This is a genomic window from Pseudomonas sp. SORGH_AS_0211, from assembly GCF_031453455.1.
Lineage (GTDB): Bacteria > Pseudomonadota > Gammaproteobacteria > Pseudomonadales > Pseudomonadaceae > Chryseomonas > Chryseomonas aestiva.
In genome coordinates this window covers 1197814-1220089 of record NZ_JAVIZV010000001.1, presented here as the reverse complement: position 1 = coordinate 1220089, position 22276 = coordinate 1197814, and the positions used below count along the sequence as shown (strand labels likewise).

Here is a 22276-nt window from a genome sequence, read left to right as displayed (position 1 = left end):
GGGCTATCGAAAGATTAGAGGGCCGGATGCCCAGTAATTCGCCCTAACGCGGACGAAAGACGATATCCAGCAGTCCGGCCAGGGCGCCCTCGGCGCAACCGGCCGCGGCCAGAGCCTCGCGGGCCTGCCTGAGGTGACTTTGTAACTGGCGTTGAGCATGGTCGCGGCCGAGCAGGCTGACCAGCGTGGACTTGTCGCCATCCTTGCCGGCGTCCTTGCCCAGGCCCTTGCCGTCGTCGAGATCATCGAGCAGCTGGAAGGCCAGGCCGAGCTGGCAGGCGAAAACGTGGAAGGCTTCGCGTTGCGTGGCGGTGGTGACCAGGGTGACACCGGCCATGCCCATGGCCGCAGAAAACAGCGCACCGGTCTTGAGCTGGTTGGTCAGGGCGATGGCATCGGCCGGACGCGTCTGGCGACCGCCGTGCAGGTCGTGGTACTGGCCGCAGACCAGACCAGCGGTGCCGACCGCATCGGCCAGTTGGCAGACCATCTGGGTACGGGTTTCCGCCGGTACGCCCGAGAGTCCCGCGACCAGGCGCAGGGCATGGCTGAGCAGGGCAACCGCGGCCAGCATGGCGACGTCTTCGCCGAATTCGACGTGCAGCGTCGGCCGACCGCGACGCAGGCGGGCATCATCCATGCAGGGCATGTCATCGAGGAACAGCGAGGCGGCGTGGACCATTTCCACGGCGCAGCCCAGGTCGAGGACGGCTTCGTCGGACTGACCCAGGTCCTCGGCGGCCAGCACCATCAGCAGCGGACGCAGCCGCTTGCCCGGTGCCATGACCCCACTGCGGATCGCTGCGGCGACCGGATCGCCACCGGACGGTAACAGTACTGCCAGACGCTCGTCGATACGGGTACGCTGCCACTGCAGCGCAGCGGCAAAATTGTCTGTCGCGTTCGGCACTAATACGGTCGCCATGAGTCGAGATACTCCATATGTGGAACCGACGAACGGTCGCACCTCGGTGGATTAGGTCTTCGCAAAGCGAACCCGTCGTCCCCTACCAGACCACAACGACCGACGAAAGGTCATTCAGGGCGGACTCTAGAAGACATGGTGGATTGGGAACTGGCAAGCCGCAAGAACGATCATCTGGACATCGTGCTGGATCCCCACAAGGCCCGTAGCGCCGTCACCACGGGCCTCGACGCCTACCGCTTCACCCACTGCGCCCTGCCCGAGCTGAATCTCGACGAGGTCGACCTGGGCACCCGCCTGTTCGGTCGTCCCCTGGCCGCGCCGCTGCTGATCAGCTCCATGACCGGCGGGCCAGAGCGGGCAGCGCTGATCAATCGCCACCTCGCCGAAGCGGCCCAGACCCTGGGCATCGCCCTGGCGGTCGGCTCCCAGCGCATCGCCCTGCAGCAGGGTGGCGATCAGGGCCTGACCGGCGAATTGCGCCGCCTGGCGCCGGACGTGCCGCTGCTGGCCAACTTCGGCGCCGCGCAGCTGGTGGCCGGCTACGGCCTCGACGAGGCGCGGCGCGCGGTGGAGATGATCGAGGCAGACGCCCTGATCGTGCATCTCAATCCCCTGCAGGAAGCCGTGCAGGCGGGGGGCGATCGCCGCTGGCGCGGCATTCTGGCAGCCCTGGAAAATCTGGTTACACAACTGTCCGTGCCAGTGGTCGTCAAGGAAGTCGGCGCCGGTCTGTCGGGCCGGGTCGCCAGGCAACTGCTCGAGGCCGGAGTGGCGGTGCTGGATGTCGCCGGAACCGGTGGCACCAGTTGGGCCGCGGTGGAAGCCGAACGTGCCCGTGACGAGCAGCAGCGCGCCATCGCCCGCGCCTTCACCGACTGGGGTATCCCCACCGCCGAAAGCCTGCGCCAGGTGCGCACCGCCTGCCCCCGGGCGACGGTGATCGCCTCGGGCGGCATCCGCGATGGTATCGACGTGGCCAAGGCCATCCGTCTCGGCGCGGACCTGGCCGGCCAGGCCGCCGCGGCCCTGCCCGGCGCCACTGAATCCACCGAGGCGGTGATCGCGCATTTCCGGGTGGTGATCGAACAGCTGCGCATCGCCTGCTTCTGTACCGGCTCGGCGGATCTGGCCGGCTTGCGCCAGGCCGAGCTGCTGGACGCCGCGCCGCGGCGGTGCCCATAGTGGCCGACACCCGACCGGACGCCGCCATGCATGTCGCCCTGATCTCGCCGCCGCTGCCGAGCCACCTGTCCACCCATCTGGTGCTGGGCGAGGCGCTGGTCGCGCTTGGCCACCGGGTCACCCTGCTGCACCAGGTGGACGTGGGCGATCGTGCGCTGCCGGCAGGTATCCAGTTCCAGGCCCTGGGCGCGACCAGCCATCCGCGCGGCAGCCTGGCGCCCCTGCTGGCACGTACCGCCAGCAGCAAGCCTTGGTCGGTATTCGGCGTGATCGCCGACATGGCGCGCAATACCGAATTGTTCTGCCGCGAAGGCCCGGCCGCCCTGCGTGATCTCAAGGTCGACTGCCTGATCGCCGACCAGATGGAACCGGCCGGTGGACTGCTCGGCGACCACCTGGGCCTGCCCTATGCGTCGCTGGCCTGCGCCGTGCCGATGAATCGAGAGCCCCACCTGCCGCTGCCCACCCTGCCCTTCGCCTATCCCGGCACCGAACGGGAGCGGCAGATCGTCCAGGGCGCCACCCAGGTGTTCGACCTGATGATGCGCGGCCAGGGCAAGGTCATCCAGCGCCAGGCCCAGGCCTTCGGCCTCGGCGAGCGGCGGACCCTCGACGACTGCTTCTCGCCGTATCTGCAGCTGAGCCAGTGCCTGCCGGGCTTCGACTTTCCGCGGCGTGCCCCGCCGCCGCATTTCCACGAAGTCGGGCCGCTGCGTTCGCCGGCGGTGCGTGAGCAACGGCTGGACCTGGAGATCGATCCGCGCCGGCCTTTCGTCTTCGCCTCCTTCGGCACCCTGCAGGGTGGCCGGCTCCCGCTGTTCCGCCGCATCGCCCAGGCCTGTCGCCAATTCGACGTCCAGGTGCTGATCGCCCACTGCGGACGTCTGGAGGCCAGTGCCGAACGCCGCCTGCTGGACGACGGCGCCACCTGGGTCACCGACTTCGCGCCCCAGGAAGCGGCCATTGCCCGCGCCGACGCGGTCATCACCCATGGTGGCTTCAATACCGTGCTGGACGCCCTGGCGGCTGGCAAACCCATGCTCGCCCTGCCCATGGTGTTCGACCAGCCGGGCATCGCCCGGCGCCTGGAGCGGGTCGGCGCCGGCATCTGCCTGGCACCGCGCCTGGCCAGCAAGGCCCGCCTGACCCAGGCCCTGGGCGCCGTGCTGGCCGACCCGGCGTATCGCCGGGCGGCCGAACGCTTCGTGCCCATCACCCAGGCGGCCGGCGGTGTCGCGGCGGCCGCCCGCCTGGTCGATGGCCTGGCCCAACGAGGACTCGAACGTGCGTCCTGACCTGCTGATCGTCGGCGGCGGCCTGGCCGGCGGCCTGCTCGCCCTGCGCCTGGCGGAAACTCGTCCGGAGCTGGACTGGCGCCTGGTGGAAGCCGGTCCGCGGCTGGGCGGCAACCACACCTGGTCCTTCCACGAGCCGGATCTCACCGCGCCGCAGCATGCCTGGATCGAGCCCCTGGTCGCCCACCGCTGGCCGGGCTACGAGGTGCGCTTCCCCAAGCGCCAGCGGCACCTTGGCAGCGGCTACGCCAGCATCAGCGCCGACCGCTTCCATGAGGTACTGAGCGCCCGGCTGCCGGCCGAGCGCCTGCTGCTGGGCCGCGAGGTGCTGCGCCTGCAGGACGATGGCGTGGTGTTCGCCGATGGCTACACCCTGGCCGCCAGCGCAGTGATCGACGCCCGTGGCCCGCGACCCGATCCGGCGCTCTGGCTCGGCTATCAGAAATTCCTCGGCCAGGAGGTGCGCCTCGTTAGCCCCCATGGCCTGGCCGAACCCATCGTGATGGACGCCACCGTCGATCAGCTGGACGGCTATCGCTTCGTCTACAGCCTGCCACTGGCGCCCGACCGGCTGCTGATCGAAGACACCTACTATGCGGACGGCGAAAGCCTCCCGGCTGAACGCCTGCGCCAGCACCTGGCCGACTATGCCCGGCAACAGGGCTGGGAGATCGCCGAGGTGCTACGCGAGGAACAGGGCGTGCTGCCCATCACCCTGGGCGGCGATCTCGACCGTTATTGGGACAACGTCACCGCCGGCGCCCCCATTGGCCTGGCCGCGGGACTGTTCCACCCCACCACCGGTTACTCGCTGCCGGAGGCGGTGCGCCTGGCGGAGCATCTGGCCGCCCAGCCCTTCACCTCCAGCGCCGTGCTGCGCGACAGCCTGCGGCAGTACGCTCAGAGCCGTTGGCAGGGCCAGGGCTTTTTTCGCCTGCTCAATCGCATGCTGTTTCTCGCTGGCCGTCCCGAGCACCGGGTGCGCGTCATGCAAAGGTTCTACGGCCTCGGCGAACCGCTGATCCAGCGTTTCTACGCCGGCCGCCTCACCGCCTTCGATCGGCTGCGCATCCTCTCCGGCAAACCGCCGGTACCGCTGAAACCAGCCCTGGATGCCGCGCTGGCTCGTCCCCCTCAGTCCAAGGAAGCACCATGACCCAAGGTAACGGGCCCAAGCGGGCCATCGTCATCGGCGCCGGCTTCGGCGGTATCGCCCTGGCGATCCGCCTGCAGTCGGCCGGTATCGCCACCACCCTCATCGAGGGCCGCGACAAGCCCGGCGGCCGTGCCTACGTCTATGAAGAGGCGGGCTTCACCTTCGATGCCGGCCCCACCGTCCTCACCGATCCCTCGGCACTGGAAGAGCTGTTCGCCCTGAGCGGCCGGCAGATGAGCGACTATGTGGAGCTCTTGCCGGTCAGCCCCTTCTACCAGCTGTGCTGGGAAGACGGCACCCGCTTCGACTACGTCAACGACCAGGCCCGGCTGGACGAGCAGATCCGCGCCCTGGAGCCGGACGACGTGGCCGGCTACCAGCGCTTTCTGGCCTATTCCCAGGCGGTGTTCGAAGAAGGCTACATCCGCCTTGGCGCCAAGCCCTTCCTCAAGGTCGGCGACATGCTCGCCGCGGGTCCCAAGCTGGCCAAGCTCACTGCCTGGCGCAGCGTCTACACCCAGGTGTCGCGCTTCGTGAAGAGCGAGAAGCTGCGCCAGACGCTGTCCTTCCACACCCTGCTGGTGGGCGGCAATCCCTTCGCCACCTCCTCGATCTATGCGCTGATCCATGCGCTGGAACGCAAGTGGGGCGTCTGGTTCGCCAAGGGCGGCACCCATCAGCTGGTCCTGGGCCTGCTGAAGCTCTTTACCGACCTCGGCGGCGAAGTGCGCCTGAACACGCCGGTGGAGCGCATCCTCACCGAAGGCAATAGAGCGACGGGCGTCTGCCTGGCCGATGGCAGCCAGATCGAGGCCGACCTGGTGGCCTCCAACGCCGACGTGGTGCATACCTATCGCAAGCTGCTCGGCCACCACACCCATGGCGTGGTCGAGAGCAACCGCCTCAAGCGCAAGAGACACAGCATGTCGCTGTTCGTCATCCACTTCGGCCTGAGCCAGCCGCCGGTGGGCCTCGAACACCACATGGTCTGCTTCGGCCAGCGCTATCGCGGCCTGATCGACGAGCTGTTCAAGGGCCCGGGCGTACCGGACGACTTCTCGCTCTACCTGCACTCGCCCTGCGTCACCGATCCGTCGCTGGCACCGCCCGGGCACAGCTCCCACTACGTACTGGCGCCGGTGCCGCACCTGGGCAATGCCGACGTCGACTGGAGCGTGGAAGGTCCGCGCCTGCGCGACAAGATCCTCGCCTACCTGGAGGAGCGCTACATGCCCGGCCTGCGCGAGCACCTGGTCACCTCGCGCATCTTCACCCCGGCCGATTTTCGCCAGGAGCTCAATGCCCACCTTGGCTCGGCCTTTTCCCTGGAGCCCATCCTCACCCAGAGCGCCTGGTTCCGGCCGCACAATCGCGATAGTGTCATCCCCAACCTCTACCTGGTCGGCGCGGGCACCCATCCCGGGGCCGGCGTTCCGGGCGTGGTCGGCTCGGCCAAGGCCACCGCCAGCGTCATCCTCGAGGAGCACGGTTAGCCATGCCAGCCACCCATGACGTCGTCGACCACGCCGAGCAGAGCATCGCCGTCGGCTCCAAGAGCTTTGCCGCGGCCGCCAAGCTGTTCGCACCCGAAACCCGCGAGAGCGCCGTGTTGCTCTATGCCTGGTGCCGCCATTGCGACGACGTCATCGATGGCCAGGAACTGGGCCACGGCCAGGTCGATGGCGATCGCCGTGGTGGACGCGAACGCCTGGCCGAACTGGAACGCCTGACCCGCGCCGCCTACGGCGATGAGCCGCTGCAGGATCCGGCCTTCGCCGCTTTCCAGCGGGTGGTCCGGCGCCACGGCATTCCCCTGGCGCTGCCGCTGGACCACCTCGCCGGCTTTCGCATGGACGTCGAGGAGCGCATCTATGTGGAACTGGAAGACACCCTGGAGTACTGCTACCACGTCGCCGGGGTAGTCGGGGTGATGATGGCGCGCATCATGGGCGCCGAAGACGAGGAAACCCTGGATCGCGCCTGCGACCTGGGCATGGCCTTCCAGCTCACCAACATCGCCCCGCGACATCGTCGAGGACGCCCGCATCGGCCGTATCTACCTGCCGCGGCTATGGCTCGACGAACTCGGCGTACCGGCGAGCGAACTGGCCGAGCCGCGCCACCGCGAAGCCGTCGCCCAGCTGGCCGAGCGCCTGGTACGCCTGGCCGAGCCCTACTACGACTCGGCGCGCCAGGGTCTCGCCGCCCTGCCCCTGCGCTCGGCCTGGGCCATCGCCACCGCCCGCGGCGTCTATCGCGAGATCGGCGTGCAGGTGCTGCACCTGGGCGCCCATGCCTGGGACCAGCGCGTCAGCACCAGCACCGCCGACAAGCTGCGTCTGGTCTGCCGCGGCGCCGCGCGCGCCATGCTCTCTCGCCACCAGCGCGATGAGCCGCGTCCGGCCAAGCTCTGGACCCGGCCGCGGCGCTGACGCCAGTGATCGCGCGCCGGTCACATTTGCGTGCATCTCGGGGATGCCCAACAGCAAACTTTTATGCGATAAACGGGTCGGATTAAAGCGACCCCTCGCGGGCCGCGGATGGATGGATGCCTGAGCCAGAGCGCTGCATCCGGTAGTCAGCCTACGAGTATGGGATTTGCACATGCACAAGACGGAAACGGCTGTTTCACACGATCGCTTCGCTGCCTCCTCGTCACTACTTGCCCTTGGCCTTTCCGCTAACGCGCAGTCCGGCTACAAGCCCGAATTCTTCAACGCCATCCAGTGGCGCACCCTGGTCGCCCTCTGCGCTCACCTGCAGGCCGACAGCGAACAGGCCGATACCCGCCTGCCCGAATTCATCGATCGCCACATGCTGACCCCCTACGCTCACGGCGACCGTTCCAACATCGTCGATCCCTTCGACGAGCAGGCCCAGGTGCAGCAGGGCGCCAACCTGCGCGATCTGCTGCGTGACGGTCTGGCGGTGGTGAACAGCTACTGCACCGAGCGGCTGGGTGCCGGTTTCGCCGAACTGGCAGCTGGTGAACAGGCCCAGGTGGTCACCGCCGCCGAAGCGGGCACCCTGAACCCGCCCGCCAAGGAATTCATCGATCTGCTGCGCAACGAGAGCGAGCGCAGCCAGTACGCTCATTCGCTGTTCGCTGCCTACGACGACACCCCCGCCGTCGCCTGACCCCGGCTAGCGCCTCCCTGGAGGCGCTTCCGCTCCTGCCTAGTCCGCTTCTTCCTGCACCTGATACCGGGCCTTGCGTTCGCGCGAGGAATCCAGGGCGCCGCCGTGTATCTCGCGCAACTGCTGCTTGAGCTGCTGGGTGGTCGGTGCCAACAGGAAGCCGAAGGACACGCAGCCGTCCTTGCCGTCCACCGCATGGTGCATGCGATGCGCCTGATAGAGCCGCTTCAGATAGCCGGTGCGCGGGATGTAGCGGAAGGGCCAGCGCTGATGCACCAGGCCATCGTGGGCGATGAAGTACAGCAGGCCGTAGAGAGTCATGCCGGCCCCTATCCACTGCAGGCGCCAGTAGCCGGCATTACCCAGGGCGATCAGCAGGATGGCCAGGCCGGCGAAGACGACCGCATAGAGATCGTTCTTCTCGAACCAGCCCGTGCGCGAGCGGTGGTGGGACTCATGCCAGCCCCATCCCCAGCCGTGCATGATGTACTTGTGCGACCACCAGGCGAAGACTTCCATCCCCGCCACGGTGGCCAGCACGATTCCCGCATTGATCAGTAGCTCCAACGTTACCTCCGCAGGCGCCTGCTCAGGACGTCGCCGCCGGTTCGGCCAGGGTACCGGCGGTCGCGCCCAGCAGGGGCGAATCCACCGGTAGACAGACCTGCAGGATACCCGGACGCACCTCGAATCTCACCCGGTCTCGCTTGACCGGTTCGCCGTCGAGGTTCATGTCCAAACCTTCTGCGGCTTCCAACTCCACCCAGGGCAGCCGCGCGCGGACAAACATCTCTTCGGTGCTGAAGCCCTTGCTGAGGAATTCGCCAAGGGTACCGAGCACGTCCTGGGACGCTGGCAGGATGCCCACGTCGAGCAGGCCATCGTTGACCACGGCGGTGGGACAGAGCACATGGCCACCGCCGGCCTGGCGACCGTTGCCGATGCCCAGGGCAAGGAATTCACCCTCCCACTCGAAGCCGGGACCGCGGAAGCGGCCATGGGCCGAATGCACTTCGGCGAAGCGGGTCAGGCCGGTGAGGAAGTAGGCCGCGCCACCCAGCAGGCGCTTGAGTTCGCCGGGGGTATTGGCAGTGACCTGGGAGCCGAAGCCGCCGGTAGCCATGTTGAGAAACAGCTGGCCTTCCGCTTCGACCAGATCGATGGCACTGGTCGGGCCATCCAGCAGCGCCAGCGCCGCCGCAGGCTCCGCCGGCACACCCGCCGCCCGGGCGAAGTCGTTGGCGGTGCCCAGCGGCAGCAGGCCGAGGCGTGCCTGGCTGTGATTCTGCGCCATGGCTTCGGCCACGGCGCGCAGGGTGCCGTCGCCACCGGCCGCCACCAGGGTGCCATAGCCTTCGCGGGTCGCCTGCTCGACGAAGCGCGCGGCATCGTCTTCTTCCCAGGTCACCCGCACATCGATGCGATGACCGGCGGCACGCCGTTCGAGAATGGCCTCCCGAACGTCCTCGTTACCGGTTTCCTTGCCATTGAGAATGACCAGGGCTGCGTCAGCCAGGGTGCCTGTCGTCGTCATGTCTGTCGTCCAAGGTTGGCTCTGCGCGGCGAGATGCCGCGTCAGGTACCGGGCAGCGCCCGGCGAGCGAATCTGGAGACTAGGACTGTGGCCCAACGGCCACGTTCAGTCCTGACTGCCGGTTGGCTAGGCCTTGAGCAGTTCGGCTAAGGGGATGAAGCGCACCGGATCACCGACGGCGAAGGTACGGTCCTCACGGATCTCCACCAGGCCATGGGCCCAGGCCGCCGTCTGCAGCACATTGGAGCCCTGGTTGCGATGGGGTACCGCCCGGCCATTTTCCAGGCGCGCCCGCTGGTATTCGCGGCGCGCACCGGCACGCGGCCAGTCGAACCCCGCCGGTACCTCGACGCTCAGCGGTGCCACGTCGATCTTGCCGGCCCGGCGCAGCAGATAGGGGCGTGCCAGCAGGCCGAAGGTCACCAGGGTGGACGCCGGATTGCCCGGCAGGCCGATCAGCGGGATACCACGAAAGCGTCCGCAGGTGAGCGGCTTGCCCGGCTTGAGCGCCAGCTTCCACAGGGTCAGCTCGCCTTCTTCGCGCAGGGCCTGGCCCAGATAGTCGGCCTCACCCACGGAGACACCGCCGGTGGAGAGGATCAGATCGGCCTGCAGCGCGCCCAGCCGCCTGCGGGTCTCGGCGAGATCGTCCGGCAGGATGCCCTGGTCCGACACCTCGCAACCCAGCCGCCGCAGCCAGCTGATGAGCAGGGCGCGATTGCTGTTGTAGATCTGCCCCGGACCGAGCGGCTGTCCGGGCGCCACGAGTTCATCGCCGGTGGACAGCACCGCGACCTTGAGGCGGCGAAAGACGTTCAGCTGGGCGCGCCCGAGGGACGCGGCGACCCCCAGCTCCGCCGGACCCAAAGCGGTACCGGCCGACAGCACCTCGTCACCCACCTGGACCTCGTTGCCGCGGCGGCGGATGTTGCGACCCGGCCGCAGCTGCTCGACGAAGCGCACCCGACCATCGTCCAGCACCTCGGTGTTTTCCTGCATCTCCACGCAGTCGGCACCCGCCGGGACGGGCGCGCCGGTGAAGATGCGCGCACAGGTGCCCGGCTCCAGGGGCGCCGGTGCCTGGCCGGCGAAGATGCGCTGGGAGACCTGCAGCGGCTCGCCCTGCCAGTCGTCCAGGCGCAGGGCATAGCCGTCCATGGCACTGTTGTCCCACGGCGGGAGGTCCAGGTCGGCCACCAGGGGTGCGGCCAGGATGCGCCCGTCGGCGTTTTCCAGGGCCACCTGCTCATGGGGCAAGGGACCGTCCTCGGCCGCCAGGGCCAGCAGCCGGGCCAGGGCCTCTTCCAGCGACAGCAGGCTCATCCGCGCGGTCCGCAGGGCTCGGCCTGCTTGAGATGCGGCACGAAGTTGCAGGGGCGATGACGGTTGTCCAGCTGCTCGGCGAGGATGCCGTCCCAGGCGGTGCGGCAGGCGTTGGTCGAACCCGGCAGGCAGCAGACCAGGGTGCCATTGGCGAGTCCGGCCAGCGCCCGGGACTGCACGGTGGAGGTGCCGATGTCGGCCACGGAGATCTGGCGGAACAGCTCGCCGAAGCCATCCACCTGCTTGTCCAGCAGGCAGGCGACGGCTTCCGGGGTGCTGTCGCGACCGGTGAAGCCGGTCCCGCCGGTGATCAGCACCACCTGCACCTGGTCTTCGGCGATCCAGTGGGCGACCTGGGCGCGGATCCGGTAGAGGTCATCCTTGAGCAGCACGCGGTCGGCGAGGAAATGACCGGCGGCCTCCAGGCGGTCGACGAACAGCTGACCCGAGGTATCGGTCTCGAAGGTACGGGTGTCACTGACCGTCAGGACAGCGATGTTCAGCGGTACGAAAACCGCCTCGGCTTTGTGGCTCATCTGGTTGGATTTCCGAAGAGTGCGAAGGAAAGGGTGCAGCGGAAGACCGCTGGACGGGCAGCGGGTTTCCCGAATGGGGTGAGCATTGGACTGGCAGCGACCGGGTGGTGGCCGCACCGACAGTGAGGGTAACTGTTGACCCCGATCGACGTGAAGGTCCGGGAAGGCTGCATCGTCACAGCCTAGAGGAAAAGCCGACGCCCCTTCAACCGAGAGGGCGCCGCTGGCGTGACCTAGCGCTGGCGTTGCTCGCCTTCGGCGTGAGTCTCCCACGTGATGGGACGCGGATCGGCGATGTCGTTGGCATCCTGACTGAAGCGACCGTATTGCGGGGCGATGTTCGGGTCCTCTTCCCAGGTCGCCTGCTGGGTGAAGGTGCCGGCCTTGCGATCGAACGTGAGGAAATGCCGGGCCGTCTTCCCGCCCCAGTCCGCGGAGGGCAGGGAGATGAAATCCACCTGGTACTGGTCGTCGGTCAGCCTGCCGTGCACCACGTAGACGCCATAGTGCTCTTCGCCGGGCGAGATGATCTTGTAGACGCCATTGCTGTAGTAATAGAGGGTGGCGTCGGGATAGGGCTTCTTCTCGTAGAGCTTGTCGTAGAACAGCTTCTGCCGGACGGTCGGCTGGCCAAAGGTGACCTTGACCGAAGGGGGTTCACCACCGCCGGCGCCAAAGGCGGGCAAGGCAGCCAGGGCCAACGCGGAAAGCAGCATCGTCTTCATCGTTTGCAAACTCCTTCTGGGCAGGGACTCCCCGCCACCGCGCGGCAGGGATCAAAGGTGTCTAGCACACCCCTTTGCACGGGACGCGCTCGAGTCTAGCCCAGCAGTCCCGCCCGGATAAAGCCTGCCCTGGCCGGCCCCCGGCGGCGAAACCAGGCTAGGATGGACGCCCGATCCCGGCGTCCGAAAGCCCGAGGCCTCCTGCATGCCACTGCTCCCCTCTTCCATCCTCATCCTGGCCGGCGGTCGCGGCCAGCGCATGGGTGGGCGCGACAAGGGCCTGGTGGAATGGCAGGGCCAGCCGCTGGTGGCCCAGGTGCAGGCCGCGGTACGGGCCCTGACCGATGACCTGGTGATCTCCTGCAATCGCAATGCAGAGCGCTATGCCCAGTGGGCCGATCAGCTGGTCGCCGATGCCGAACCGGACTTTCCCGGCCCCCTGGCCGGCATCCTCGCCGGGCTCGCCGTGGCGCGGCATGACTGGGTGCTGCTGCTGCCCTGCGATGCGCCGCGCATCGATGCCGCCCTCGCCCGCCAGCTGCTGACCGCGGCCCAGGCGAGCCAAGGCCCGGTGATGGCGCGCCAGGGCGGCTACTGGCAACCGCTGTTCAGCGCCCTGCCACGGCGCCTGCTGCCCGCCTTGCGCCAGGCCTGGGCGGACGGCGAACGCAGTCCGCGTGGCGCCCTGCTGCCGCTGGGCCTGACCGCCGTGGAGTTCGCCGAAGACGATAGTCGTCTGGCCAACTTCAACGATCCCGCGGCCTTGGAAAACGCGCTCTGAACCCGGCGATCCACCAGGCCAGAGGCCGTGACCCAGCGGTTCCGGGACGAACTCGGCCCCGCACCCGCGGTCCTAAGCCCGCTTGGTTGCCAAGAAAGGAGACCGTCACATGAACAAGCACCTGCTCCCCGCCGCCCTGCTGGTCGTCGCCAGCGCCCTGCTCGCCGGCTGCTCCACCCCCAGCGTCATCACCCTCAACGATGGCCGCGAGATCCAGGCCACCGACACGCCGAAGTACGATGACGACTCGGGTTTCTATACGTTCAAGCAGCTCGACGGCAAGCCGACCCGCATCAACAAGGACCAGGTTCGCACCATCAAGGAGCTCTGATTCCTGCCCGGCGCGATTTTTTTACCTAACCCCTTGTGCTTGCATGAGTTTTAGGTAGAATGCGCGCCATCCATTACGGAGCGTAGCGCAGCTTGGTAGCGCGTCTCGTTCGGGACGAGAAGGTCGCTGGTTCGAATCCAGTCGCTCCGACCAATCTGATCCGCAAGGATCACCCAAGGCCCGCCCAGTGCGGGCTTTGTCGCTTCTGGCGTCTGGCTATTTGCTCTGGCGGCGCTCGCCTCTTTTCTCTCCTGCACGACGGCTCCGGCAGGCGCTGGTCTTGGTCTCCGGCATGCCAAACCGGGAAACGGATGCCATGGTGGTGGATCGTCCGTGCGCCAGGAGGCGAGAAGATCAGCTGGCCCGACCCTGCCTGGACAGCGACAGACCCCCTACGGGCAGCCTCCCTATTTCAAGGCTTCAAGAGCCACCCTTGCTAGCGGAAGCGCAGCACGGAGCAGGCGGAACGCGCTGTCCAGGCTCCACGATGACAGCTGGCGCCTTACCGCCGCAGCAGGAAGGCACCGGCGTCTCCTGCAACGGCGCGGCTTGCCGCTCTTGCGCTGGCTTTCCCTGCCCTTCCGAAGCAAGCAGCCATGCGCGGTAGGCCTCACGACTGACCTGCCAGGCCGAGTGCAGGAACAGCGCGGCGATGGCCAGACCGACCAGGACGTCTGGCCACAGGCTGCCCGTGACAGCCACCAGGATGGCGGCCAGCACCACGCTGGTATTGGCGACCAGATCGTTCCGTGAACAGATCCAGGTGGACCTCATGTTCAGATCGTCCGCGCGATGGCTATACAGCAGATAGAAGCAGTAGGTGTTGGCGAGAAGCGCGACGAGTCCCACAGTGCCCATCCAGTCCGCCTGGGGCACCTCCTGCAGCATCACCTTGTATACGGCATCCGCGATCACCAGCACGCCGAACACCAGCATGAACCCACCTTTCACCAGGGCCGCACCGGCGCGGGCGCTATCGCTGCGATGCAGCACGAACAGCGTCAAGGCATAGACCGAGGCATCGCCGAACATGTCCAGGGAATCCCCGAGCAGCGCGGTGGAACCTGCAAGCCAACCGGCGGCGAACTCAACCAGGAACATCACGGCATTAATCGCCAGCACACTGTAGAGGACGCGACTCTGGCGACTTCGTAGCTGAGCCAGCTCACCGGCCTTGTTTTCGCAGCAACTGTCCACGGCACCCTCTCCGCAACGCTCAGGATTTGGCTTAGGCTGAGGGTTATAGTCGCTATAAGGTCAATGCCATGAACGCCGCTGCCTACACCATCGGTCAGCTAGCCAAGGCCACGGATACCAAGACCGTTACCATCCGCTACTACGAAAAGGAAGGCTTGCTGCCGTCTTCGACGCGCTCCGCGTCCGGCTACCGGCTGTACGGCCCAGCCGAGCGGGATCGGCTGCTCTTCGTCAGACGTGCCCGCAGCCTGGGCTTCAGCCTGGAGGAAGTGCGCGAGCTACTCGGCCTGGCGGATCGGCGGCAGGCGCCTTGCGATGCCGTGGATAGTCTGGTGGCAGGACACCTGCAGCAGGTGCGGCAGCGGCTCGCCGACCTGCGCGCCCTGGAAGGCGAATTGCAGCGGCTGTTGGCGTGCTGCCAGGGCGGGACCATAGCGGAATGCCGGATCATCGAGTCCTTGGCTGGTGCGTCGAAGCATGGGGCGTTGGCGCCCTAGCCAAAAGGGGCAGCCACCTGCACGCTTACGCCCCAAAGCCCGCCGAGTGCGGGCTTTGTCGTTTCCGGGGTTGGCTTTTACACCCCGAGGTAGCGCAGCCCTCCCCGCTCTACCGCCGACTCAACGCCAGCTTGGCGGCGAACAGCAGAAAGACCACCCCCGTCACCCGGTCCAGCCAGCGGATCACCGCCGCCTTGCGCAGGGCTTCGCCCAGGGTGCGAGTGGCGCCGATCAGGGTCAGGGACCAGAGCAGGCCCAGCGCCACATGGATGGCGACCAGGCCGAAGGTCCAGGCGATCAGGGGTTGGCCCTGGGGAATGAACTGGGGCAGGAAGGACACATAGAAGATGCCGACCTTGGGATTGAGCACATTGCCCAGCATCCCCTTGAGAAACCAGTTGGAGCCTGTCCCGCCCTCGCCTGTCGCGGGGGCGATGGCGTCACGGGGGCGCAGCAGCAGGTTGAGGCCGAGCCAGCAGAGGTAGGCGGCGCCGCAATACTTCAGCGCCGTGTAGGCCAGTTCCGAGACCGCCAGCAGCGCGCCCAGGCCGAAGGCCACGGCGGTGCCCCAGAGCAGGCAGCCGGCATTGATTCCCAGGGCGGCACGCCAGGCCTGGGCGCGGCCTTCGACGGCGGCGGTGCGCAGGATCAGCGCGGTGTCGAGGCCCGGAGTGATGGTGAGCAAAGACGCGGCCAGGGTGAAGGCCAGCAGGTTGTCGACGAGGGCCATGGTGGGGCTCGTTTCGGCTGGATAGGCTCGAAACGGTAGCACGGGCCGGAACGGCGATCAGCCTGTCCCGGCACCGCGATGGCCGCCCACAGGCGGCCATGCCGAGGCTCAGCCGGCGGCGCGGAAGGCGGGTTCCTGGTCGGCGATGTAGCGAGCGGCGGCGCGACGGGCTTCCAGCTCGAAGGCCTGGGGATTGCGATCGACGATGCGCTCCAGGGTCCCGCGGGGGATGCCGTCGGCCTCGAAGTCGGTGCGACACTGCAGGGCACCGGCGTGGCAGACGTTACGCTCGACCGCTTCGATCAGGCCGCCGGCACGCAGGGTCTTGACGATGTTATGGGGCAGGCGACGGCTACGACGCAGGGCGGCGGTGGCCATGGCCAGGACGTCAAGGATCTCGTTTTCCACCGGGGTGAAGGGACCGTTGCCGAGCTTGCCCTTCTGCATCAGGTAGCGGCGCGAGAGCAGCTTGCCCTGGCGTTCGAGCGCTTCTCTGGCCGCCAGGTCGAGGCGACCGCGGCTTTCCAGGCTGCGCTCCAGCGCAATGAGAAATTCCCAATCGGTGATCTGAGAAATCTGGGTGATGACTGCGTCCATGAAGCGCTCCTTGCCAGTCGGGAATAGATGGCACATTGATAGCGTTCAGCGCTTTTGGTTCCCTGCAAAGCAGGCATGCCGACGGACGTCATATCATTTGGCCACTCGAAACGGGGCACTGCCGACGAGCGTGTCTATTCGGGGGACGAAAGGAGGCGTGACCCGCCCAGGGCGGCAGGCCGGCACGGGCAATTCGCGCCACCCATGCAGCAGGAACCTAGCGACGCGGCAGCAGGCTCTCGACCAGTTGACTGAGATCGGCCACGCTCCAGGGCTTGGGCAGGAAGGCCGCGCGGCGTGGCAGGATGGCGAGATCCTGGTCGATGTAGCCGGAGATGATGATGAAAGGCACCGTGGGCCAACTGACGGCGGCCAGCTGGGCGAACGCCAGGCCGTCCAGCATGCCCGGCACGTTGACATCGGCGATGACCATCTTGGTATCGCTGCCGCGGGTATCCATGTGGGCCAGGGCCTCATCACTGGAAGCGACCGCCACGACATCCAGGCCCTGTTCGGTGAGGATTTCGGTCAGCAGCTCGCGCTGCCCCGGATCATCTTCCAGAACAAGAATTTGTCTTTGTATTTCAAGGCTTCTCGGCTTCATGGCAGGTCAGACAGCGGAGGTTGGAGAGGTTCTCCGGAAACTTACCTAACGGTCGCCCCAGGCAGGCGAGCGGTACGCTGGCAAATGGCCGCCAAAGCCGCGCCACGCCTGGCTTTCAGCCTCGAAAACGGTGATGCCAGACGGCCTCGCGAGGAGCACAAATGAAGTTTTTTCGCCGCTTGGCTGTCTGAAGGCCAAGACGCCCAATTTTGCCTGCGCAAGGATTCCGCCCCCGTGAGCCAGAAGCACCCACCCCGCAAGGCGCGGGTCGACAATTCCGCGACGAGCGATGTCTCGCACGAGGGCAAGAACATCTTCTTCGCCGCCGTGGAAACCACGCGGATGCCGATGCTGATCACCGATCCCAACCAGCCGGACAACCCAATCCTCTTCGCCAACAATGCCTTCACCGAGATGACCGGCTACCAGGTGGACGAGCTGCTGGGGCGCAACTGCCGTTTCCTGCAGGGCCCGGAAACGGATCGCTCGGTGGTCGCCCAGGTTCGTGAGGCGGTGGAGCAGGAGCGCGAGATCTCGGTGGAGATCATCAACTATCGCAAGGACGGCTCGACCTTCTGGAACGCGCTGTTCGTCTCGCCGGTGTACAACGATGCGGGCGAACTGACCTACTACTTCGCCTCCCAGCTGGATGTCAGCCGCCGTCGCGACGCCGAGGACGCCCTGCGCCAGGCGCAGAAGATGGAAGCGCTCGGCCAGCTCACCGGCGGGATCGCCCACGACTTCAACAACCTGCTGCAGGTGATGATGGGCTATATCGACATCATCCAGCGCACTGCGGAGAAGACCAGCTTCGACCAGGATCGCATCGTCCGCAGCGCCACCCACGCCAAGTCAGCGGCCGAACGCGCCAGCACCCTTACCCAGCAACTCCTGGCCTTCTCGCGCAAGCAGAAGCTCGAAGGCCGGGTGCTCAACCTGAACAACCTTATTCGATCCTCCCACGAGTTGGCCGAGCGGACCCTGGGCGACGTGGAGATCCGCACCCAGCTGGACCCCGAGCTGTGGAATTGCCGCATCGATCCTACCCAGGCCGAGGTAGCGCTGCTCAACATCCTGATCAACGCCCGCGATGCCCTCGCGGATCGGCCACGGCCCAGCGTGGGCATCGAGACGCGCAACGTCGAGGTGCGCGAGCTGGCGAACATGTCCTACGACGGCCTAATGCCCGGTCGCTATGTCAGCCTGGCGATCACCGACAACGGCCATGGCATGCCCGCCAGCATCCGCAACCGGGTGATGGATCCCTTCTTCACCACCAAGGAGGAAGGCAAGGGCTCGGGCCTCGGACTGTCGATGGTCTACGGCTTCGCCAAGCAATCCGGTGGCACGGTACGCATCTATTCGGAAGAGGACGTCGGTACCACCCTGCGCCTGTACTTCCCGGTGGATGACAGCCTCATCACCCATCAGCAAGGGGAGCAGCGCTCGGAGCGCCGCAACGGCACGGAACGCATCCTCATAGTGGAGGACCGCCCCGATGTCGCCGAGCTGGCCAAGCTGGTGCTGGAGGACTACGGCTACACGGCGCAGATCACCTTCAACGCCAGCGAAGCCCTGCGGGTGCTGCGGGTGCTGCGGGAAAGCGAGCAGCCGTTCGATCTGCTGTTCACCGACCTGATCATGCCCGGCGGCATGAACGGCGTGATGCTGGCACGCGAGGTGAAACGGCTGTTACCAGGCATCAAGGTGCTACTCACCACCGGCTACGCCGAAAATTCCCTGGAGCGTACCGACATCGGTGGTTCGGAATTCGACGTGATCTCCAAGCCCTATATCCCCAACGATCTGGCGCGCAAGGTGCGCCGGGTACTGGATGGGCCCAACGGGATAGCCTGATACCCAGCTGGGCTCGCCAGTGCCTGGCGGCCTGGCGCAACCGTGCTGTATCGAAGTGGCCGGAGTCGAGCCAGGGTATTAGACTTACAATCAAATCAGTGCGGATCCTGTATCCGCCTTCTCCCGCCGTCGACTCGCGGCGTGACGTCATCACTGCCTGCACCTTGCCGCCAGATTCTCGGGTTTGCCCGGAGCTCAGGCTGGGCCGCGTTCATGCTGTCCCTTTCGCTTCCGCCACCTCGAGGTCCGGTTACCCATGAATTCCCCTAGCCCGTCTATTATCGCGACAGGCAATACCGGTCTGGATCAGGTGTTGCGTGGTGGTTTGCCCCGCGATCGCCTCTATTTGCTCGAGGGTACACCGGGATCGGGCAAAACCACCCTGGGCCTGCAGTTCCTCTTCGAAGGCGTGCGCCAGGGCGAGTCGGTGCTGTACATCACCCTGTCGGAAACCAGCGAGGAATTGCAGAGCGTGGCCGAATCCCACGGCTGGAGTCTGGACGGCGTAGCGCTGTTCGAACTGTCCGCCGCCGATGCCGTGCTGGGCGGTGCGCAGGAGCAGACCATCCTGCATCCCTGGGAATCCGAGCTGGGCGACACCATCGAGCTGATCCAGGCGCGAGTGGACGAACTCAAGCCGAGTCGGCTGGTGTTCGATAGCCTTTCCGAGATGCGCCTGCTGGCCCAGGACGCCTTGCGCTACCGGCGCCAGGTCCTGGCGCTCAAGCAATTCTTCGCCGGGCGCGGCATCACGGTGTTGCTGGTGGACGACCTGACCACCAGCCCGGGGGGGCGTGACAACCACTTGCACAGCCTTTGCCACGGGGTGCTGACCCTGGAACGCCTGACCCTGGACTTCGGTGCCGCCCGTCGTCGCCTGCAGGTGCAGAAGTTGCGTGGCCGGGATTTCATCGCCGGCTATCACGACTTCACCATCCGCCGCGGTGGGCTGGAGATCTATCCGCGGATGATCGCCGCAGGGCGCTACGAGGAATTCCTCGGCGCGGTCGTCCCCAGCGACATCGCGGATCTGGACGCGCTGCTGCACGGCGGGCCCTTGCGCGGCACCAGCACCCTGATCACCGGTCCGGCCGGTGCCGGCAAGACGACGCTCGCCCTGCAGTTTGTGATGGCTGCCTGCGGCCGCGGGGAAAGATGTGCCATCTACGAATTCGACGAGCGTATCGGCACCCTGCTCAAGCGTGCGGAAAGCATGGGGATGCCGTTGCTGCGCTATATCGAAGAAGGTCTGCTGGTGGTCCATCAGATTCATCCCGCCGAGTTGTCTCCGGGCGAATTCGCCTGGCGCGTACGGCAGGACGTCGAGGAGAACAACTGCCGGATGCTGGTGCTGGACAGCCTCAATGGCTACCTCGCCGCCATGCCGCAGGAGCAGCAGTTGATCCTGCAGTTGCACGAATTGCTCGCCTACCTGAGCCAGTCCGGGGTGGTGACCTTTCTCATCAATCCCCAGCATGGTCTGGTCGGCTCCATGACCTCCAATCTGGATATCTCCTACATCGCCGATACGGTGGTGCTGGTCCGCTTCTTCGAGGCGCATGGCCGTCTGCGCAAGGCCATTTCCATCCTCAAGCACCGCGGTGGCGGTCACGAGGACGCGATTCGGGAATTGCGCATCGACACTAGAGGTATCCGGGTGGGTCAGCCGCTGGTGGACTTCCGCGGGGTGCTGACCGGCACCCCGGAATACTTCGGTGCCAGGCAGCCCCTGATGGAAGAGCGCGATTGACCGAGTCCAAGACGCCTGCCTGCGAGCTCATCATCTGCGCCCCGCTCCGCGGTGACGCGGCCAACCTGCAGCGGCTTTTCACCCAGGGCTATCTCACCCGTTACCTGTCCACCCTCGACGAGGTCGCGGCTGCCATGGGCGAAGACACCGGCATCATCGTCTTCACCGAGGAAGCCCTGCGTCAGGACATGGCCTCCCTCGCGGCGGCGCTGGAGCAGCAGCCGGCCTGGTCGGATATCCCGCTGGTATTGCTGGCGTCCGACGCCAAGCGTTCGGGGCGCGGCAACGATCTCCTGCGCCGACAATTGCCAGCGGCGACCACCAACCTGGTCATCCTCGAACGGCCGCTGAGTGGCGCCTCGCTCCTGAGCAGCGTCGCGGCGGCCTGGCGCTCGCGCCTGCGTCAGTTCGAGATGCGCGACCGCCTCGCCGAACTCGCCCAGGAGCGCGAACGCCTGCAGACGCTCCTGGAGAATCTGCCCGTCGGGGTGTGCTTCATGGATACCGAGGGTCGGACCTTGGTCAGCAATCCTCTCTATGATCAGTACGTACCGGGTCAGCACATTCCTTCCCGGCAGCCCGAGGAGGTGGTGCGCTGGACCGCGCTCGACGACAGTGGCCGATTGCTGCCACCCGAGCGTTTTCCAGGCGCGCGGGCGCTGGGTGGTGAGCGGGTCAAGGGTCAGGACTTCTATCACACCAGCGCAATCGGCGAGGAATCCTGGCTACGGGTGAGCGCGGTGCCGTTGCATGACGCCGGTCAGCAGATCATCGGGGCGACCACGGTGATCGCCGATGTCAGCGATGAGAAGCGCGCCGAACTGGCGTTGCGTCGCTTCAACGAGGAACTGGAACTCCAGGTCGAGGAGCGCACCCGCACCCTGGCCCTCACCCTCAGCGAATTGCAGCGGGAAACCGCCGAACGCAGTCGCGCCGAGGAACAGCTCCGCCAATCGTTGAAGATGGAAGCGGTCGGCCAGCTCACGGGCGGTATCGCCCATGACTTCAACAACATGCTCACCGGGGTGCTGGGCGCCCTGGATTTGATGAAGATCAAGAACAAGGGACAGCTCGCAGGCCTGGAGCGGTACATGGAGGCCGCGCAGTACTCGGCGCACCGGGCGGCAGCCCTTACCCAGCGGCTGCTGGCCTTTTCCCGCCGGCAGTCGCTGGAATCCCGGCCGATGTCCGCCAACGAGCTGATCCTGGCGCTGCAGGAACTGCTGCAGCGCACCGTGAGCGAACAGATCTCCGTGAGGCTGGCGCTGGGCGATGACCTGCCCTGGATCCTGGCCGATGCCAACCAGCTGGAGAATGCCCTGCTCAACCTGGTGATCAACGCCCGGGATGCCATGCCGGATGGCGGTGTGGTGACCCTGACGACCTCGCTGCTGACAGTCACCGAGCCAGGGATCGAAGACGATGCCCTGGCGCCGGGTGACTATGTCTGCATCGAGGTGCGGGACACCGGCACCGGTATTCCGGAGCGACTGCTGGACAAGGTGCTCGAACCCTTCTTCACTACCAAGCCCCAGGGCCAGGGTACCGGCCTGGGGCTGTCGATGGTCTATGGCTTCGCCCGGCAGAGCAATGGCCGTCTCACCCTTGCCAGCGATGCCAGCGGGACGCAGGTCTGCGTCTTTCTGCCGACGGCCGAGCAGCGCCGAGAGCCGCAGCGGCCCGAACCGGCGGAGCTCGCCCAGGGCGCCGGACAGACCATCCTCCTGGTGGAGGACGACGTCGCGGTCCGGCTGGTCAATCAGGAAGCCTTGGAAGCCCTGGGTTATCGGGTGTGGAGCGCAGCCGAAGGCAAGGCCGCGTTGCGGCTGCTGGATCAGATTCCCCAGCTGGACCTGCTGGTGACCGATGTCGGTCTGCCGGGTCTCAACGGTCGCCAGCTGGCGGAGGTCATCCAGCAGCTCAGGCCGCGGCTGCCGGTGCTGTTCCTTACCGGCTACGCCGAAGGTGCGCTCAGTAGGAATTCCTTCCTGGGTGGTAACATGGAGTTGATGACCAAGCCCTTCACCCTGGACCAGTTGGCCGCGCAGGTGGCCGCCATGCTGGCCGGGTCCGCCAATCGGGCAGTGGTGCCCTCCTGAGGTCGGCGCCGCCCCG

At 66.6% G+C, this 22276-nt stretch carries 21 protein-coding genes, 1 tRNA gene and 1 pseudogene; 13 read left to right on the top strand and 10 right to left on the bottom strand.

Annotation, left to right across the window (positions count from 1 at the left end; genetic code table 11):
* Positions 1-43: 43 nt before the first annotated feature.
* Positions 44-925: a polyprenyl synthetase family protein gene (locus QE393_RS05620; protein WP_310042504.1), complete on the bottom strand. Its 882-nt coding sequence runs from the start codon at positions 923-925 to the stop codon at positions 44-46.
* Between the two features lie 135 nt (positions 926-1060).
* On the opposite strand from QE393_RS05620, the gene fni reads away from it, so the two are divergent.
* The 6 genes and pseudogenes from fni (at position 1061) to QE393_RS05590 (ending at position 7699) form a co-directional block, all read left to right on the top strand.
* Positions 1061-2110, top strand: coding sequence for a type 2 isopentenyl-diphosphate Delta-isomerase (gene fni / locus QE393_RS05615; protein WP_310042502.1), 1050 nt, complete (start codon positions 1061-1063; stop codon positions 2108-2110).
* A 26-nt stretch (positions 2111-2136) separates the two neighbouring features.
* Positions 2137-3405, top strand: coding sequence for a glycosyltransferase (locus QE393_RS05610; protein ID WP_310042499.1), 1269 nt, complete (start codon positions 2137-2139; stop codon positions 3403-3405).
* A complete protein-coding gene (crtY, locus tag QE393_RS05605; RefSeq protein ID WP_310042495.1) occupies positions 3368-4561 on the top strand; it encodes a lycopene beta-cyclase CrtY in 1194 nt (397 codons plus the stop codon). Before QE393_RS05610 ends, crtY begins: the two co-directional genes overlap by 38 nt.
* Positions 4558-6054 (top strand): phytoene desaturase, encoded by a 1497-nt coding sequence (locus QE393_RS05600; protein WP_310042494.1) that lies wholly within the window; start codon positions 4558-4560, stop codon positions 6052-6054. Before crtY ends, QE393_RS05600 begins: the two co-directional genes overlap by 4 nt.
* 2 nt (positions 6055-6056) lie before the next feature.
* Positions 6057-6993: pseudogene (locus QE393_RS05595) on the top strand (phytoene/squalene synthase family protein).
* Positions 6994-7165: 172 nt separating this feature from the next.
* The gene (locus QE393_RS05590; protein WP_273809401.1) at positions 7166-7699 is read left to right on the top strand and encodes a gluconate 2-dehydrogenase subunit 3 family protein; all 534 of its coding nucleotides are present in this window, start codon (positions 7166-7168) and stop codon (positions 7697-7699) included.
* Positions 7700-7738: 39 nt separating this feature from the next.
* Here QE393_RS05590 and QE393_RS05585 read toward each other — a convergent pair whose 3' ends face one another.
* The 5 genes from QE393_RS05585 to QE393_RS05565 all read right to left on the bottom strand — a co-directional run bounded on the left by QE393_RS05585 (position 7739) and on the right by QE393_RS05565 (position 11817).
* Entirely contained in the window at positions 7739-8266 is a 528-nt protein-coding gene (locus tag QE393_RS05585; RefSeq protein WP_310042493.1) for a sterol desaturase family protein, read from the bottom strand.
* 22 nt (positions 8267-8288) lie between these two features.
* Positions 8289-9233, bottom strand: coding sequence for a lipid kinase YegS (gene yegS, locus QE393_RS05580; RefSeq protein WP_310042491.1), 945 nt, complete (start codon positions 9231-9233; stop codon positions 8289-8291).
* A gap of 126 nt (positions 9234-9359) precedes the next feature.
* Positions 9360-10556 carry a gephyrin-like molybdotransferase Glp gene (gene glp / locus QE393_RS05575; RefSeq protein WP_310042488.1) on the bottom strand — a complete coding sequence of 399 codons (1197 nt, stop codon included), beginning with the start codon at positions 10554-10556 and terminating at the stop codon, positions 9360-9362.
* Positions 10553-11092 (bottom strand): molybdenum cofactor biosynthesis protein B, encoded by a 540-nt coding sequence (moaB, locus tag QE393_RS05570; RefSeq protein WP_007162868.1) that lies wholly within the window; start codon positions 11090-11092, stop codon positions 10553-10555. Before moaB ends, glp begins: the two co-directional genes overlap by 4 nt.
* A gap of 233 nt (positions 11093-11325) precedes the next feature.
* Positions 11326-11817, bottom strand: coding sequence for a hypothetical protein (locus tag QE393_RS05565; RefSeq protein ID WP_310042484.1), 492 nt, complete (start codon positions 11815-11817; stop codon positions 11326-11328).
* 205 nt (positions 11818-12022) lie between these two features.
* Here QE393_RS05565 and mobA point away from each other — a divergent pair, with 205 nt between their 5' ends.
* The 3 genes from mobA to QE393_RS05550 all read left to right on the top strand — a co-directional run bounded on the left by mobA (position 12023) and on the right by QE393_RS05550 (position 13082).
* On the top strand, positions 12023-12598 hold the full coding sequence (gene mobA / locus QE393_RS05560; protein WP_310042482.1) for a molybdenum cofactor guanylyltransferase MobA: 576 nt from the start codon (positions 12023-12025) through the stop codon (positions 12596-12598).
* A 109-nt stretch (positions 12599-12707) separates the two neighbouring features.
* Complete coding sequence (locus QE393_RS05555; protein WP_059314378.1) at positions 12708-12929, top strand: YgdI/YgdR family lipoprotein; 222 nt, start codon at positions 12708-12710, stop codon at positions 12927-12929.
* Positions 12930-13005: 76 nt separating this feature from the next.
* Positions 13006-13082 (top strand) — tRNA-Pro (locus QE393_RS05550).
* Positions 13083-13349: 267 nt separating this feature from the next.
* Here QE393_RS05550 and QE393_RS05545 read toward each other — a convergent pair.
* The gene (locus QE393_RS05545; protein ID WP_310042480.1) at positions 13350-14126 is read right to left on the bottom strand and encodes a cation diffusion facilitator family transporter; all 777 of its coding nucleotides are present in this window, start codon (positions 14124-14126) and stop codon (positions 13350-13352) included.
* A 68-nt stretch (positions 14127-14194) separates the two neighbouring features.
* Here QE393_RS05545 and QE393_RS05540 point away from each other — a divergent pair, with 68 nt between their 5' ends.
* Entirely contained in the window at positions 14195-14623 is a 429-nt protein-coding gene (locus QE393_RS05540) for a helix-turn-helix domain-containing protein (protein WP_310042477.1), read from the top strand.
* Between the two features lie 109 nt (positions 14624-14732).
* On the opposite strand, the gene QE393_RS05535 is transcribed toward QE393_RS05540, so the two are convergent.
* The 3 genes from QE393_RS05535 to QE393_RS05525 form a co-directional block, all read right to left on the bottom strand.
* Positions 14733-15353, bottom strand: coding sequence for a LysE family translocator (locus QE393_RS05535; RefSeq protein WP_310042476.1), 621 nt, complete (start codon positions 15351-15353; stop codon positions 14733-14735).
* A gap of 108 nt (positions 15354-15461) precedes the next feature.
* A complete protein-coding gene (locus QE393_RS05530) occupies positions 15462-15950 on the bottom strand; it encodes a hypothetical protein (RefSeq protein WP_310042475.1) in 489 nt (162 codons plus the stop codon).
* Positions 15951-16167: 217 nt separating this feature from the next.
* Positions 16168-16554: a response regulator gene (locus QE393_RS05525; protein ID WP_273809385.1), complete on the bottom strand. Its 387-nt coding sequence runs from the start codon at positions 16552-16554 to the stop codon at positions 16168-16170.
* 234 nt (positions 16555-16788) lie between these two features.
* On the opposite strand from QE393_RS05525, the gene QE393_RS05520 reads away from it, so the two are divergent.
* The 3 genes from QE393_RS05520 to QE393_RS05510 all read left to right on the top strand — a co-directional run bounded on the left by QE393_RS05520 (position 16789) and on the right by QE393_RS05510 (position 22260).
* Positions 16789-18411, top strand: coding sequence for a hybrid sensor histidine kinase/response regulator (locus tag QE393_RS05520; protein WP_310042471.1), 1623 nt, complete (start codon positions 16789-16791; stop codon positions 18409-18411).
* A 256-nt stretch (positions 18412-18667) separates the two neighbouring features.
* Positions 18668-20161 (top strand): ATPase domain-containing protein, encoded by a 1494-nt coding sequence (locus QE393_RS05515; protein WP_273809383.1) that lies wholly within the window; start codon positions 18668-18670, stop codon positions 20159-20161.
* Positions 20158-22260 carry an ATP-binding protein gene (locus QE393_RS05510; RefSeq protein WP_310042469.1) on the top strand — a complete coding sequence of 701 codons (2103 nt, stop codon included), beginning with the start codon at positions 20158-20160 and terminating at the stop codon, positions 22258-22260. The genes QE393_RS05515 and QE393_RS05510 overlap by 4 nt, the downstream gene beginning before the upstream one ends.
* Positions 22261-22276 lie beyond the last annotated feature (16 nt).